At 43.6% G+C, this 13918-nt stretch carries 9 protein-coding genes and 1 pseudogene; 8 read left to right on the forward strand and 2 right to left on the reverse strand.

All coding sequences use genetic code 11. From position 1 onward, the window contains the following. Window positions 1-81 precede the first annotated feature (81 nt). From Q0R57_RS09410 to Q0R57_RS09445, 8 genes and pseudogenes are all read left to right on the forward strand, one after another. Window positions 82-189 (forward strand): annotated as a pseudogene (locus tag Q0R57_RS09410) (transcriptional regulator); the annotation flags it as partial. 6 nt (window positions 190-195) lie between these two features. Then, the gene (locus Q0R57_RS09415; RefSeq protein ID WP_294746550.1) at window positions 196-2919 is read left to right on the forward strand and encodes a DEAD/DEAH box helicase family protein; all 2724 of its coding nucleotides are present in this window, start codon (window positions 196-198) and stop codon (window positions 2917-2919) included. 25 nt (window positions 2920-2944) lie between these two features. Beyond that, a complete protein-coding gene (locus Q0R57_RS09420) occupies window positions 2945-4876 on the forward strand; it encodes a site-specific DNA-methyltransferase (protein ID WP_294746554.1) in 1932 nt (643 codons plus the stop codon). A 17-nt stretch (window positions 4877-4893) separates the two neighbouring features. After that, window positions 4894-7770 carry a hypothetical protein gene (locus Q0R57_RS09425; protein WP_294746556.1) on the forward strand — a complete coding sequence of 959 codons (2877 nt, stop codon included), beginning with the start codon at window positions 4894-4896 and terminating at the stop codon, window positions 7768-7770. 147 nt (window positions 7771-7917) lie between these two features. Further along, complete coding sequence (locus tag Q0R57_RS09430; protein ID WP_294746559.1) at window positions 7918-8160, forward strand: RNA-binding domain-containing protein; 243 nt, start codon at window positions 7918-7920, stop codon at window positions 8158-8160. Window positions 8161-8233: 73 nt separating this feature from the next. Further along, window positions 8234-9259, forward strand: a complete 1026-nt coding sequence (locus Q0R57_RS09435) for a virulence RhuM family protein (protein ID WP_294746562.1) — start codon at window positions 8234-8236, stop codon at window positions 9257-9259. A gap of 187 nt (window positions 9260-9446) precedes the next feature. Beyond that, window positions 9447-11603 (forward strand): DUF6055 domain-containing protein, encoded by a 2157-nt coding sequence (locus tag Q0R57_RS09440; RefSeq protein ID WP_294746565.1) that lies wholly within the window; start codon window positions 9447-9449, stop codon window positions 11601-11603. Window positions 11604-11617: 14 nt separating this feature from the next. Next, the gene (locus Q0R57_RS09445; RefSeq protein WP_294746568.1) at window positions 11618-12595 is read left to right on the forward strand and encodes a M28 family peptidase; all 978 of its coding nucleotides are present in this window, start codon (window positions 11618-11620) and stop codon (window positions 12593-12595) included. 11 nt (window positions 12596-12606) lie between these two features. On the opposite strand, the gene Q0R57_RS09450 is transcribed toward Q0R57_RS09445, so the two are convergent. Further along, window positions 12607-13134 (reverse strand): DKNYY domain-containing protein, encoded by a 528-nt coding sequence (locus Q0R57_RS09450; protein WP_294746573.1) that lies wholly within the window; start codon window positions 13132-13134, stop codon window positions 12607-12609. A gap of 39 nt (window positions 13135-13173) precedes the next feature. After that, window positions 13174-13884: a hypothetical protein gene (locus tag Q0R57_RS09455; protein WP_294746577.1), complete on the reverse strand. Its 711-nt coding sequence runs from the start codon at window positions 13882-13884 to the stop codon at window positions 13174-13176. Between the last annotated feature and the right edge of the window lie 34 nt (window positions 13885-13918).

Here is a 13918-nt window from a genome sequence, read left to right on the forward strand (position 1 = left end):
TACTATGCAAGTAAATATTAATAAGATTCAATCGTTCACAGCTAATTCGTCAGCATTGACGAATTTACAAGAATTTACAACATTCCTAGATGGTGCGCCAATAAGGTGCAGCCATCCATAACACAATTGAATGAGATTGCAACCATTCTGGATGTGGATGTAAGAACTCTCATAACACCTACAAAGTAAAGATACATGATATTCAAATTAGAAACTCCAGAACACCAAAGAACTGCCATACAAAGTGTGGTGGAGGTCTTTCGTGGGATGGAAAAGAACACATACGATAATGCAACGGATGAGGACATTCGGGCTAACTACTGCTCGTTATCCTTGGAGGCATTGATGGTAAACATAAACAAGATTGCAGCAGAAAACGGAGTGGATCCTTTACAATCCAGTCTTCAAGAAACAAGGAACGCATGTATCGAAATGGAAACGGGTACAGGCAAGACCCTGACTTATCTCCAAACAGCATACGAACTTTTCAACGAATATGGTCTTACCAAGTTCATCGTTCTTGTGCCGTCTATCCCTATCCGTCAGGGAGCCATAGATACATTTGAGAATTTTAAAGTCCAGTTGGAAGATAAGTATGGTTTTACTCCCAATGCTTTCGTGTACGATAGTTCCAAATTGAGTGATCTTCGTGACTTCATTACTGCAGAAACGCCTCAGATAATGATTATGACAATGGCCTCGTTCAATTCTGAAGATAAGATTCTGAACCAGGAAGTGCGCGAAGATCTATTCAATAACAAACCTTTCATCGAGGCTATTGCCCGCACACACCCTATCGTATTTATGGACGAGCCACAGGAAGGTATGGACACAGAGAACTCCAGATTATGGCTTGCTAAGCTTTCTCCGTTGTTCAAGTTCCGCTATTCTGCCACGCATGCCGTGAAGGTGAATATGCTCTATCAGCTGACTCCAAGTGAGAGTTATCGTTTAGGACTGGTCAAAAAGATTGAAGTGCTCACCGTTACTGAGAAAAACGACGAAGCAACGCTAAAAATTGAAATCAGTGAGGTACAAGAGACAAAGACAGAGCCAAAGGTTAAGTTGAAGTTCTGGAAATACAACAAGACCAAAGAGAACTTTGTCTTCAAAGACTCCAACTTCCTGAAGAAAGGCGACAACCTTGCAGAGAAATCTGGTAACGACACCTATTCTGACTTTACGATCAGTCGCATTTACAAGAAGTTGAGTACTCGTAAATGGGTGGTAGAGTTCACCAATGGCACCAGCATCGAAGAGGGTGCATCGTCGGCTAATAAAGAACAGGTGTGGGCATTACAGTTGGAATGGCTCATTCGCCGTCACTTCCAAAACCAACAACGTTTAAAGCCAAAAGGCATCAAGAATCTTTCACTCATCTTCATTGACAAGGTGGCTAATTATATGAGCCCAGAAAATCCTGTCATCAAGAAAATCTTTGAACAGCAGTACAAAACTGTATATGCTGAGTTTCATAATGGGCAAGCCCCTTCGGATGAACAAGTTACAGCCGTCCAAGGATTCTATTTTGCAAAGACCTCTACAGGTGAATTCACCGATAATGAGAAGACCAATAAGAGTAATAAAGAAATCTATGACGAAATCCTGCATAACAAGCAAAAACTATTATCATTTGGCAGCACAATAGAATTCGTATTCTCTCATTCTGCACTTGGTGTAGGATGGGATAATCCAAATGTGTTTGGTATTGCCACACTCAATGAAAGCTATTCTGAGAACAAGAAGCGTCAGGAAATAGGTCGTGGTCTTCGTATCTGTGTAAACCAGCAGGGTGAACGTGTTTATGATGCGGAGGGTACGCCAGACGATGAAGTTATCAATCAACTCACGGTGGTTCCTAATGAGACATACGAGACTTTTGCCCGCAGCTATCAGAACGAAAACGAGAAGGCATTTGGCAAGTCTGGTACAGGTGCTAAGCTCAAGCATACACATAAAGGCAAACACCAGAATCGTGTAACGTTCAAACTTAATAAAGACGAGGGCATTCAGAGTGTGTTTCGCAGGTTCTGGAATACAATTGCCAAGAAGACGACCTATCGCGTAAGTTTCGATGAGGATGCTATCATACGTCGTAGTATAGAGGAATTGAACACTATTTCTATTGCTGAATACAAAGCCGAAGTTTCCAGCTATCGTGTTGGCGACATTGAGGATTTATCGCAACGGGAATACATTGGTTCGGAAGATCGCGACTTAAAAGGACATTATTCACCACAGGACTTGGTAGAAGACCTTAGCGAAAAGACGGGCTTGTGCTACAACTCGGTAATGCGTATCGTTCAAGAGATAGAAACCCCAAAGGAGTATTTGAAGAATCCGCCAGTCTTTTTGGAACAGGCTGCATTTAAAATAAAACAGGTGCAACTTGAAGAATTGGTTAGATTTGTTGAGTACAATACAACTAATGAGGTCTATCCCTTCGACTTTTCCGACTTCACAAAAGATGCTTGCGACAATTACGTCTCAACGCCTAATCATGGCGTATGGGATAAAACACTCTATGACAGTGGACTCGAACGTGAATTTGCCATTGATGCCGACAATAAAGACAAAAACCCCGATGTGCTTTGTTTTTTGAAGTTCCCTTCATGGTATAAGATTCCTACACCTATCGGCAACTACGAGCCAGACTTTGGTGTCGTGTTGAAGCGTGTTTCCTTACGGAATAATCAAGATCAACAAGAATATTATTTTGTTGTTGAGATTAAAGGAACCAATGATATTAACGACAAAAAGGCCCTTACTCCTCACGAAATAGCCCGCATCAAATGTGCTATCAAACATTTCCGCTCTCTCGGCATCGAGGCTGTTTATAGAGCCCCAATACGTGAATACTCAACATTTAAAGCGCAAGCTGAACAAATAATAAACACCCAAGCAAATGGAAACATATAAAGACCACATAACGCTAACTCCCGATATGAACGAGGAACGTCTGAACACCCTCCGAGAGCTATTCCCTGACTGGTTCACGCAGGAAGGCCATCTTGATATCAACGAAGTAAAGAAAGCCGTCAATCCGGACAGTGTAGAAGAGACGGAACGATACGAGTTCCGTTGGTTTGGCAAATCTGCGGCTAAGCGTAATGCCTTTACGCCTACACGCGCTACTTTACATTTCGATGCAGAACGTAGTGTCAACGCTGACACAACTGACAACATCATCATTGAAGGCGAAAACCTTGAGGTTCTGAAGATTCTATCATCAAGTTACAGGGGAAAAATTAAGTGCATCTATATTGACCCACCATACAATGCAGATGCTCTGACAGCATATAATGATAATTTTGCACAGGACAAGAAACAATACTGGGAAGAAACTGGTATAACAGAAAATGGCGTGATCGTAGACACAGAAACCGTTCCAGAAGGTCGTATACATAGCGTTTGGATGAGCGATATTTATGCACGTTTGCTTCAAGCCCGTTCTTTGCTTACTCCCGATGGTATTATTTTTATTTCCATCAATGACAAAGAAGTTATGCATTTAAAGAAAATCTGTGATGAGGTTTTCTTTCCAAACAACTTTATTGCTCAGTTTGTTTGGGGAACAGATGGAAACTTCGATAATCAGGCAAAAATAAAGACTTGTCACGAGTATATTTTGCTCTATGCCAAAAACGCAGCAGAGTTTGATTTTCCACATCTAGTTGATCCCAATATTACAGACAAGAGTAAGCTCAATAATGCACAGATTAGAAATACAATCGTTAAGAATGGGCCTAAGAATCCAGTCCAGAAGGTTATATTGAAAGCAGGTTTCCCATGTGAATTTGAGAGCGGCGTAATTCCTTCAAGACAGAATCAATGGCCACATTTTGACGAAGACATTGTTGTTGAAAACTATAAGGTTGTAAATGATGTTGAGATTGAAAGCGGTTGGGCTGCACGTGGCCAATTTGATGCGTTTATGAATGAAGAGAACAATTGGCAACCCGTAAAAGACACCAAGGGTCAAGATACTACATTTGTTCTTCAGGAATCTGGCACAATAGAATGTGTTAAGGATAGAGGGTTTAAAAGCCACGTAATTTCTCTTCTTCAAAATTTTGGTGGAACCCAAAGTGCTACTAGCGAATTGAATGCTCTTGGTATATATGGTTTCGATTATCCCAAACCTACCAAACTAATCGAGTATTTAATACGGATGAACAATTGCGATGATTGTATAATTCTTGACTTTTTTGCGGGGTCAGGTACAACAGGACATGCTGTGGTTAATTGCAATCTACAAGATAGTGGTGGAAAACGAAAGTTTATCCTTGTTCAGTTCCCTGAAGCAATCCCTGCAAAACATGTTGCAGCCAAACATGGGTATAAGAAGATTAGTGACCAAACTATTGCCCGCAACAAAGCTGTATATGATAAGATAAAAGCTTCTTATGAAGGGAAACTCATTACTCCAGAAGACCAACAGCAGTTAGACCAACTCGGTTTCAAGGTTTTCACGCTGAGTAAGTCCAGTTTTCCCCGTGTGGATTTTGCACCAGACCCAGATAAGAGTGAAGAAGAGAACCTTGCATTGTTCCATAAATATGTTGCTCAGAAAGAACAACAACTTACCCTCGCCTTCAATGAAGACGAACTGATAACAGAAATCCTGATTAAGCAAGGGTTCATGCTTACCTATAAGCTGGAAGCACAGCCGCAGTTCACACAGAACAAGATCTATAAAGCTACTGATGGTGTGAAAACGGCGTTTATTACTGTCGATTCACAGCTCTATGATGAAACTGTTGATTACTTCATGCAACATACAGATACCAAGTTCATCTGCATTGAGCGTGCTCTCGACACCACCAAGAAGTTCAATCTCAAAAACAAGATGCAAGACAAGTTCTTTGCGTTCTAATCAGATATGGTTGTTTTATGAATAACATATATGAAATAAAATGTTTTATAGCTTCACCTAGCGACACCGCAGAAGAACGTAAGGCGTGTGAAACTGTTTTTGAGGAAATTAATCATGGTTTAGGTAGAGGCCTCGGATTTCGTATTGTGTCACTTCGATGGGAAAAAGATGTGTATCCAAGTGTTGGAGAATATGGCCAACAGGTCATTAATCAACAATTTGAAGATGATTACGACTTGTTTGTTGGAATCATGAAAAATCGGTTTGGAACGCCAACACCACAAGCAGGTTCGGGTACAGAAGAGGAATTTAATATTGCTTATGAGAAATTTCAAAATGGAGAAATTGGAAATCTTTTCTTTTATTTTGGAGTGCCAGATAAACCTGCCAACGAACTTGACTTTGACCAATTTCGAAAGGTAAAAGATTTCAGAGAGAAAATAGAACATGACGGAGTCGTTCCAATGCAATATCAAGGGCTTGAAGACTTTAAAAAGCAACTAAAAAATAACCTTGAAGATTATTTCAATAAGAACAAGCCATCGAAAAGAAAAAAGCGGATACGAACTGATAAGGAAGAAATAATTGTAAAATCAAAAGCCGCATTCTATGATTATAGAAAACAGTGGGAAGATATTCTTAATGGTAAGGATTTATCCAAGAGAAAATTGGAACAAATAGAAAAGAAAAAAAAGTTATGTAGATTTGCTAAAGTAATTTTCCCTCAAGAGCATTTGATACAACGACTGATGACCAAAGAACCTCTAACGGAGGATAAAGCATTTTTGTTTGCTCTTGCTGTCAAAGATATAGGTCAGATACCTAGTTACTATGTCAACTATCATAAAGAAGACGAAGAATTAAGTAAACAGCCAATTTGGATTCAACTTGTTGAACGTGAAAAAACACTTCATGGCTCAACGGATTCACTGTCTGAAGTCGGAGAGAATTGGGCTCTTTACGAACAAATACAACGTCATCTTTTTAATCTTGATTTTTCGAAATCAAAAGAACTCATTTGCAGCTGGAATGCCAAAGATTACTGGTTGCAGAACAAATGCATGTGTATGGCTATACATGAAGACCTGCTAAAGGATGCCCAAACATTGTTAGATGAGACCATAAAAAAAGAAAAGAATCCTTCCGAGAAGTTGTATGAGGTTATTCTCGCCAATTTCATTTCTCACACTTGGCCACAACCATATAGTACAGATAATTACTGGAGATATGGTTTGGATGGGCAAGGTGATATGCTGAACTTTATGATGTCGTCACTTCGTAATAAGAAGGAAAAGCCCAAAAGGCGAGGCTGGATTGGATCTACATGGAATATCGGTAGTAACCATGGGGATTATGTGAAAAGTTTGAGGATTCTCCAATTCATAATAGACTCTGGCATATATGTTTCGCTCCCTGGTTACATTATGTTTGATATCGCAAATTGGTACATTGTATTCCAAAATCTGTACGAGTACTTTCCCTATCCATGTTTTTTCTATTCTATTCAATATAATGAACGAGATGTTCAAAGACGCATCGGAGAAGACTATGCATATAACGTAAATCTTCAGAAATTCAATGAAGACATTCTAATCAAGTCATTAAATGCCTTTGGAAAAGATGAAACACCTGTGTCATTTAAGAATGGAATTCTAAATGTGACAGCCACAATGTATATTGCCGTTGATGAAGAACTCTGGTTTGAACTATTTAAGGAATCTGTATTTAAAGTCTTCTTACTACGATTACAAGATATTAAAGATTCTGACGAATTGGTGTTCAATGTTAAATTCGCATTAGGAAGTATCAGAAATCCGGATAATATTTATTGGGCTTTTCAACAATTGATTTCCAGATATTCAATGAACAATGGAGTTGTTTCAGACATCATCGTCAATAATCTATTGATACAACACATTCAGAAAGAAATCAAAATTAACGACACTCTTTTGTTTCCGAATGTATTGGACAGAAATACATTATTTTTACTGGACACTTTGAATGACGAAGGTTTTTTATCAGAAGAACTCATCTCTTCAATTTGTGGAATTATTCACAAAACAGATGTTCAAGATATTCCACATGATAGGGTGATGTTGTTCCAATTGTTCAATTTAGTAAAAAACGATAAGGAATCAATAGAAAAGATTAAGGGATGCTTCTTATCTATGAACATTTGGCATTGTGGCTTTTTAAGTGATAAGGAATTTGGTTGGACTGAGCCAATGTATATCAGATTGAATTTGCTATATGATAAGATAACCTGGACAGATGATGAATTTGAAATAATAAAAGAAAATCTCATCAAAAACGTATCTCTGTATGACAAGGCTCACAAATCTCTACATGAAGATTCTTTCATGAAAAGTATTCAAGTCCGCTATTTGTCAGATATGATAAAGTTTATTGATGGATTAAAGACGGAAAGGCAAAAATCCCTCTTGCCTATGAGAGGGATTATTGAAAAACTTCTTCTAGATAGAACACAATATGCAGACAACATTGATCTAATGATGTCAGAACAACCTGCCGATGTAGACCGAGCAATGGAAAACATCTATGAGGGAATAATTCATAATGGTATTGAAAGATACCAAGAAGATGTTGATTTTCTGATAGATCGTGCCATTATGAAAGTTCCTGTTGCTTTGACTCGTAATTTGAGATGCATCAAATTCATTAGTGAAAAGATCGTAAGTCTCGGATATGCAAAGAAACTACATAAACTCTTAGTGGTATATAAAGACTCAGAATCATGGGCTTTATTGGACTTGCGTTTTGCATTCAATTATCTCCATTCAATAGCTAAAGCGCTGAAACAAAATGGAGAGGCAGACGAAGTGATTGACTTCTGGATAGAGAACGCTTTTGTGAAACGTTTTATTAGAATATAATGAATGGGACAATATGGGCAAAACAGTAACAACATATTTGATAGACGGAGATCCGAAAGGGACTCAATATGTGTTCATCAGCAATAAGATTTGCCGGATGTATGTGATAATTGGAGTATAATTTGTAACTTTGCAAACGATATAAATATGGACGAGAAAACGATAAAAGAAGCTCTACGGAAAGGTGAACGGGTTACGCTGGAGTGTAAACGGGCTAAGGCAGAGGTACCGAAGTCGGTTTGGGCAACTTATTCGGCCTTCTCTAATACGATTGGCGGACTGATTCTGCTTGGCGTAAATGAAGACATGCAGGAGAAAGAAATCTTCCCTGAAAGCAAATTGGCTCCAAGTTACAAGCATAGGACTAATTGGATTACATTCTACAAGTGACGAACTTCGATAAAATGCAGAGAGAATAACGATATACGGAATAAAAGCATTAACTTTGCAAACGAAATGAGATATGGCAAAACGTAGAGAAATAAGGAATAGTACGGCAGAGTTCCTAATCTTTCAGATAGAGGGGAAAGAACAGGGGGTAGAGGTGTACTATAAGGACAAGACTGTGTGGTGTACCCAGAAGGCGATGGGTATGTTATTTGACTGTACCTCTGACAATATAAGTGTGCATTTGCAGAACATCTATGATACGGACGAACTTAAAAAGGAGGCAACTACCGAGAAAATTTCGGTAGTTCGACGTGAAGGTAACAGGGATGTCAACCGTACGCTTCAGTTTTACAACCTCGATGCCATCATCAGTGTGGGATATCGTGTCAATAGCATCCGGGCTACTCAGTTCCGCCAGTGGGCCACAAGTGTACTGCGTGAATATGCCATTCGTGGTTATGTGCTGGACAGGAAACGAATGGAGAATGGAACGTTCTTGGATGAGGACTACTTTGAACACCTGTTAGCAGAAATACGTGAGATCCGACTGTCTGAGCGACGGTTCTATCAGAAACTGACGGACATCTATGCGACAGCAATTGATTATAATCGTGATGCGCCAACGACAAGACTCTTCTTTAAAATGATGCAAAACAAGATGCACTATGCCGTACATGGACGCACTGCCGCAGAGTTAATAGTTGAGCGTGCTGATGCTGAACAAGAACACATGGGGTTAACAACCTGGGAGAATGCACCAGACGGAAAGATTGTCAAGACAGATGTATCGATAGCCAAGAACTATCTAAAAGAGATGGAACTGGCAGACATGGGCCAACTTGTGAATGGTGTATTGGAATTGGCAGAACGTATGGCTAAACGTCATATCCCTATGACAATGGAGGATTGGGCCAAACAGATTGATACTATCTTGGCGGCTGGTGGTAATGAAGTGCTACAAACGGCAGGTTCTGTAACAGCAGAAGAGGCCAAAGAACATGCCGAGACAGAATTTGAGAAGTACCGCATCGTACAGGATCGTTTGTTCCAGAGTGACTTTGACAAGTATTTGGGTGAATTACCTTTTGAAGGTGAATAAGTGATTCCTGTATGCAACATGTCATTACGGTCTCCAATTCGTAACCCAGTTTTTCTTCAATCCCCCAGACGGCCTTTATATAAAGAAAGATTGCGATTTCTTGCAAAGTTACGAAAAAAAGTGTAACTTTGCACCTCGTAAGACAAATTATCTTTTAAAAAAAACTTAAAACAGATCTCCTAAAGTAATGAAGAAAGTTATCTCCCTCCTCATGCTGCTGAGCCTCACGGCTATTGGCATGTATGCGCAGAAAACCGTTTATATCCCTAACGAATGGCGCAATCCCTGGCCCAGCGATTCTTTGCTGTATCAGGAGAGTGACCCAGACAACAAATATACTTGGTCGAAGTCCAGAAGCGTGGAAAGCGACAACGTCATCGTATTCTGGGATAAAGGCTACGGCACGAAGAAACCGTCCGAGTCGCCTTCAGCTTATAAGGTCGACGAGCAGGACCTGTTGCAGAAGTGCGAGGCTTTCTATGATTTGGAAATCAACAAGCTGGGCTTCGTAGACCCCGTTAACTCGAACTTGTCGAAATATAAGATTATGGTGCTACTGAACCACACCACCGACTGGGTGTGCTATGGTGGCGGCTACGACTATCAGATCAGCGCCTTGTGGCTGGGACCATCGGCATGCAAACCTGTAGGCCACTCGGTGGCTCACGAGGTGGGACACTCCTTCCAGTATATGTGCTTCTCTGAGCATGGTGGACATAAGGACTCGCAAACAGACAATACTGGCTTCCATCTGCCTTGCGGCAGCGGACAGGCTATCTGGGAACAGACGGCCCAGTGGCAGGCTGCCCAGTCGTATCCCAGCGAGATGTTCAGCCAGAGCATCGGCATCTTCCGCAAGAGTCATAACCTGGCCTTCTCGCACGAGTGGCACCGCTATCAGAGCTATTGGCTGCACTACTATCTGTGCCAGCACTACAACGACATTACCACTGTGGCGCAGGTATGGAACCAACCCATGACAGGACAGACCAGCGGCAGCGCCACCGACTTCAATCAGGCGTTGATGAAACTGAAGGACCTCGATGCCAAGGGACTGTTCCGTCTTTATTATGACTATGCCGCCCATTGTGCCACCTGGGACTTCGACGCTTGTGCACCCTATCGCAATCCTTACATTGGTGACTTCGACTATCGCTGTGTGGCTTTGGGCGATACTGCCTGGCAGGTGGCGCTGGCCTCTGCTCCTCAGGCCTCTGGCTTCAATATCATCCCACTGAAAGTGCCTGCAGTTGGTACTACCATCACCACCTCATTTACTGCGCTGCCAGCATATTCTAAACTGGCCAATGGCGACCCTGCTGAGATGCTGAACGGCGATGCCCAGTGGACTAAGTCCAGTCGCGCCAACTATATCCGCCCCTCCAACTACACCAAGCGCGGCTTCCGCTTAGGTTATGTGGCGCTGCTCAACGATGGCACTCGCCAGTATATCAATGAGGACTCGCTCTACTGTGAAGGCAATAATGAGCTTACCAGCGAGGTGAGCATGACGGTGCCAGAAGGCACACAGAAGTTGTGGCTCATCGTGGTGCCTGCTCCTACCAGTTACATTCAGCATAAGTGGGACGACAATGCCAACAACGATGACCAATGGCCCTATCGTTTCTCGCTTCAAGGTACCACACTGGGCGACAGGGCACAGGTCTATGTAGCCCCAGAGATTGATGGTCGCGAGGTGGCTGACGTCACCCTGACTTATGATGTGTGGCTGCCCAAGCTGAATTCTTACGATGCTGTCAGCGTGGTGGTCTCTGGCCTGGCCCAGGCCAAGCTTTGTACTGCCTTTCAGCTGACAGCCTCAGACATCAGCGACAAGATGCAGACCTGGACCACAAATGGTCCTTCTGCTGGACGTATCATGTTCTATCCCATGAACCCCACCACCCAGGCCCGTGTGAATCGTGGCAGCACAGCCAACGGTTATGGACATTGGTTCAATGCCTCTGGCGTGGTCACAGAATATGCTAACGGCTACCTGTACAGCGAGTTCGCACCCTCAGGTCTCACCTTCTCTATTGGTCAGTATCCCAACAAACTCTCTGTTGGCAACAATTATACTATTGGTCAGATTCTGCGCTATAAGGCGTCAGCCAACAAAGAGGCTCAGGCCCGCTTCGTTTTCAACGTCCACATTACTGACAGCCAGTATGGCGCCGAGCTCATCGCTATTGATTATGACGACCCTCGAACAGTAAGCATTCCCACACTTCATCATACACCATCCACCAACCTTCAGTCTGCCTACGACCTGCAGGGACGTCCTGTTACCAAACAGCAGACTGGCATTAACATCGTGGGAGGTCGTAAGATTCTTAAGAACTAAGCAAAATCATCAACATGAAGAAAACCATAATCATGCTCACAGCACTGGCTATGATGACAGCCTGTGGTGGCAGTAAAGGAACAAATACGAAAATGGAGAGCGAAAAAGTAGTGACCACGGCGTTCGATGCCGACTCTTGCTATGCTTTCTGCGCCAAGCAATGCGACTTCGGCCCACGCACCATGAATAGCGAGGCCCACGAGTTGTGCGGACAGTGGATTGTGGAGAAGTTCAGGAGCTACGGCATGGAGGTCACAGAACAGCGTGCCACGCTGATGGGCTTCGACGACACGCCTCTTCAGGGCAATAACATCATCGCACGCTACCAGCCTCAGCTCTCAAACCGCATCCTGCTCTGTGCCCATTGGGACAGTAGGCCTTGGGCTGACAACGACCCTGACCCTGCCAACCACACCAAGCCTGTGATGGCAGCCAACGATGGCGCCAGCGGCGTGGCTGTGATGCTCGAGGTGGCTCGTGTGCTCTGTGCCGATACCTGTCGCCTGCCCATAGGCATCGACTTTGTTTGCTTCGATGCCGAGGACTGGGGCACGGAGGATGTCAGCGAGTCATGGGCCCTGGGTGCACAGTATTGGTCAGAGACCTTCAAACAGCAGCCTTCTGCTGCCAAGCCTCGCTATGGCATCCTGCTCGATATGGTGGGTGGCTTTGGCGCCCGCTTCTATCAGGAGCGCCTCTCGCTGCACTATGCCCCACAAGTGGTAGAGCGTGTGTGGAAGTCAGCCAGCATTGCTGGTTACAGCAGCTTCTTCCCACAGGAAAAAGGTGGTGGTATCACCGATGATCATGGTCCTGTAAACGAGGTGGCTGGCATTCCCTGCATCGACATCATCCCCTACTACCCCGACTGCATGGAGAGCAGCTTTGGTCCCACTTGGCACACCATCAACGACGATATGCAGCACATAGACCGCGGCACCCTCAAAGCCGTTGGCCAGACCCTCATTCAAGTGCTGTATACAGAGAAGTAGGAGAGTTTTTTCTACTTCAACTTCCTTCCTCGATAGTAGGTGTCGAAGGAATCCTCGGCATAGCCGTTGCCCATATATTTGAACGACGATGCCATAGCGCCTTTCACCTTTTCGCCATAGTAGAACACGTTAAAGTGGTCCTTGGCATAGCCGCCACCCAGCTCTTCAAAACCAGAGGGCATCGCGTCGAGTTTCTTGTCGCCGTAATACACGTTCCACTTTGACTTGTAATAGCCGCGAGGAACCTCAGGCTCGTCTGTCTTCTTGTCACGATGGCGCCAGGTGCCTGGCTCCTTCAGGCGGAAGGTGGCTGGGTCCACAAATTCCAATATTCGTCCATTCATATAAACATGATGGCGATCCTTGGCATAGCCGCATCCTAAATCAACAAAACTATGTGCATCGGCTTGCATCAGCATCTCCTCACCAAAATATACTCTGCCATGATCCGTCTCATATCGCTGTGCGTTGCTCATCAGCGAAAATCCCATCATTGCTGCCAGCAACAAGGTCTTGCAAATCATTCCATTCTGTTTCATAATCTCTGAAATTTAATGATAAATGTTTATTATTGAATCTTAGAAGAAGTCGAAGGTGACGCTGAACTGGATGCCGAAGAAATCCTGAGCGTCGAATTTCTCCGACCTGTACAGGTTTTCGTAGTTCAACGGAGCATGTACATAATGGCGCCAATAGAGGGCCATGTTGAGGTTGAGCTCATCATCGCCGCCACAGACACCTATCATTGGACGGATGTTCAAACTCGCCTTGTTGAGCATATGGTCACCATAATAGGCTTCATAGCGACTCGACTCATACACGCGCCATCCCAACTCGGCACCGAAGCCCAGGAACAGACGGGCATCGTCGCCCAGACGGATGAGGCGCAACTGCATTTCGGCAGGCAGCACAATATGTCCGCCAACAGGGCGCACACCCTTGTCTGTGCCATCCTCGTTGGTATAGAAGAAGTCATCCGCTAGCGTGCGATTCTCCCACCTGAAGAACTCTATAGGCGGACGGCGATCAAAGAAGCCGCGATAACCTATGCCCACATTAAAACTCAGCAGGTCGGTGGGCAGGCCCAACTCAAACTTGCCACAAAGACTGGCCGTAAAAATGGGGTCGTTGGTGTCAGCATTAAAGCTGGCACCAATAAAAGGCGTAGGGGTCAGCACTCGGGCATACTCGCCATCGCCATACGACTGTGCCATCATTGGCTGCCCACACAGACAGCCCACCATCGCCAAAACCAACCAGCGTCTCCTTGCTTTCTTCTTCTGCTCCATATTCTTGTTCGTTTATGTAAAACTTTCTGCTGCA

Origin of the sequence: uncultured Prevotella sp. (assembly GCF_946407605.1) — a bacterium.
Lineage (GTDB): Bacteria > Bacteroidota > Bacteroidia > Bacteroidales > Bacteroidaceae > Prevotella.

Coding starts and splice junctions, on each gene's coding strand:
- Q0R57_RS09415 (WP_294746550.1), top strand. CDS start 196: ATGATATTCAAATTAGAAACTCCAGAACACCAAAGAACTGCCATACAA.
- Q0R57_RS09420 (WP_294746554.1), top strand. CDS start 2,945: ATGAACGAGGAACGTCTGAACACCCTCCGAGAGCTATTCCCTGACTGG.
- Q0R57_RS09425 (WP_294746556.1), top strand. CDS start 4,894: ATGAATAACATATATGAAATAAAATGTTTTATAGCTTCACCTAGCGAC.
- Q0R57_RS09430 (WP_294746559.1), top strand. CDS start 7,918: ATGGACGAGAAAACGATAAAAGAAGCTCTACGGAAAGGTGAACGGGTT.
- Q0R57_RS09435 (WP_294746562.1), top strand. CDS start 8,234: ATGGCAAAACGTAGAGAAATAAGGAATAGTACGGCAGAGTTCCTAATC.
- Q0R57_RS09440 (WP_294746565.1), top strand. CDS start 9,447: ATGAAGAAAGTTATCTCCCTCCTCATGCTGCTGAGCCTCACGGCTATT.
- Q0R57_RS09445 (WP_294746568.1), top strand. CDS start 11,618: ATGAAGAAAACCATAATCATGCTCACAGCACTGGCTATGATGACAGCC.
- Q0R57_RS09450 (WP_294746573.1), bottom strand. CDS start 13,134: ATGAAACAGAATGGAATGATTTGCAAGACCTTGTTGCTGGCAGCAATG.
- Q0R57_RS09455 (WP_294746577.1), bottom strand. CDS start 13,884: ATGGAGCAGAAGAAGAAAGCAAGGAGACGCTGGTTGGTTTTGGCGATG.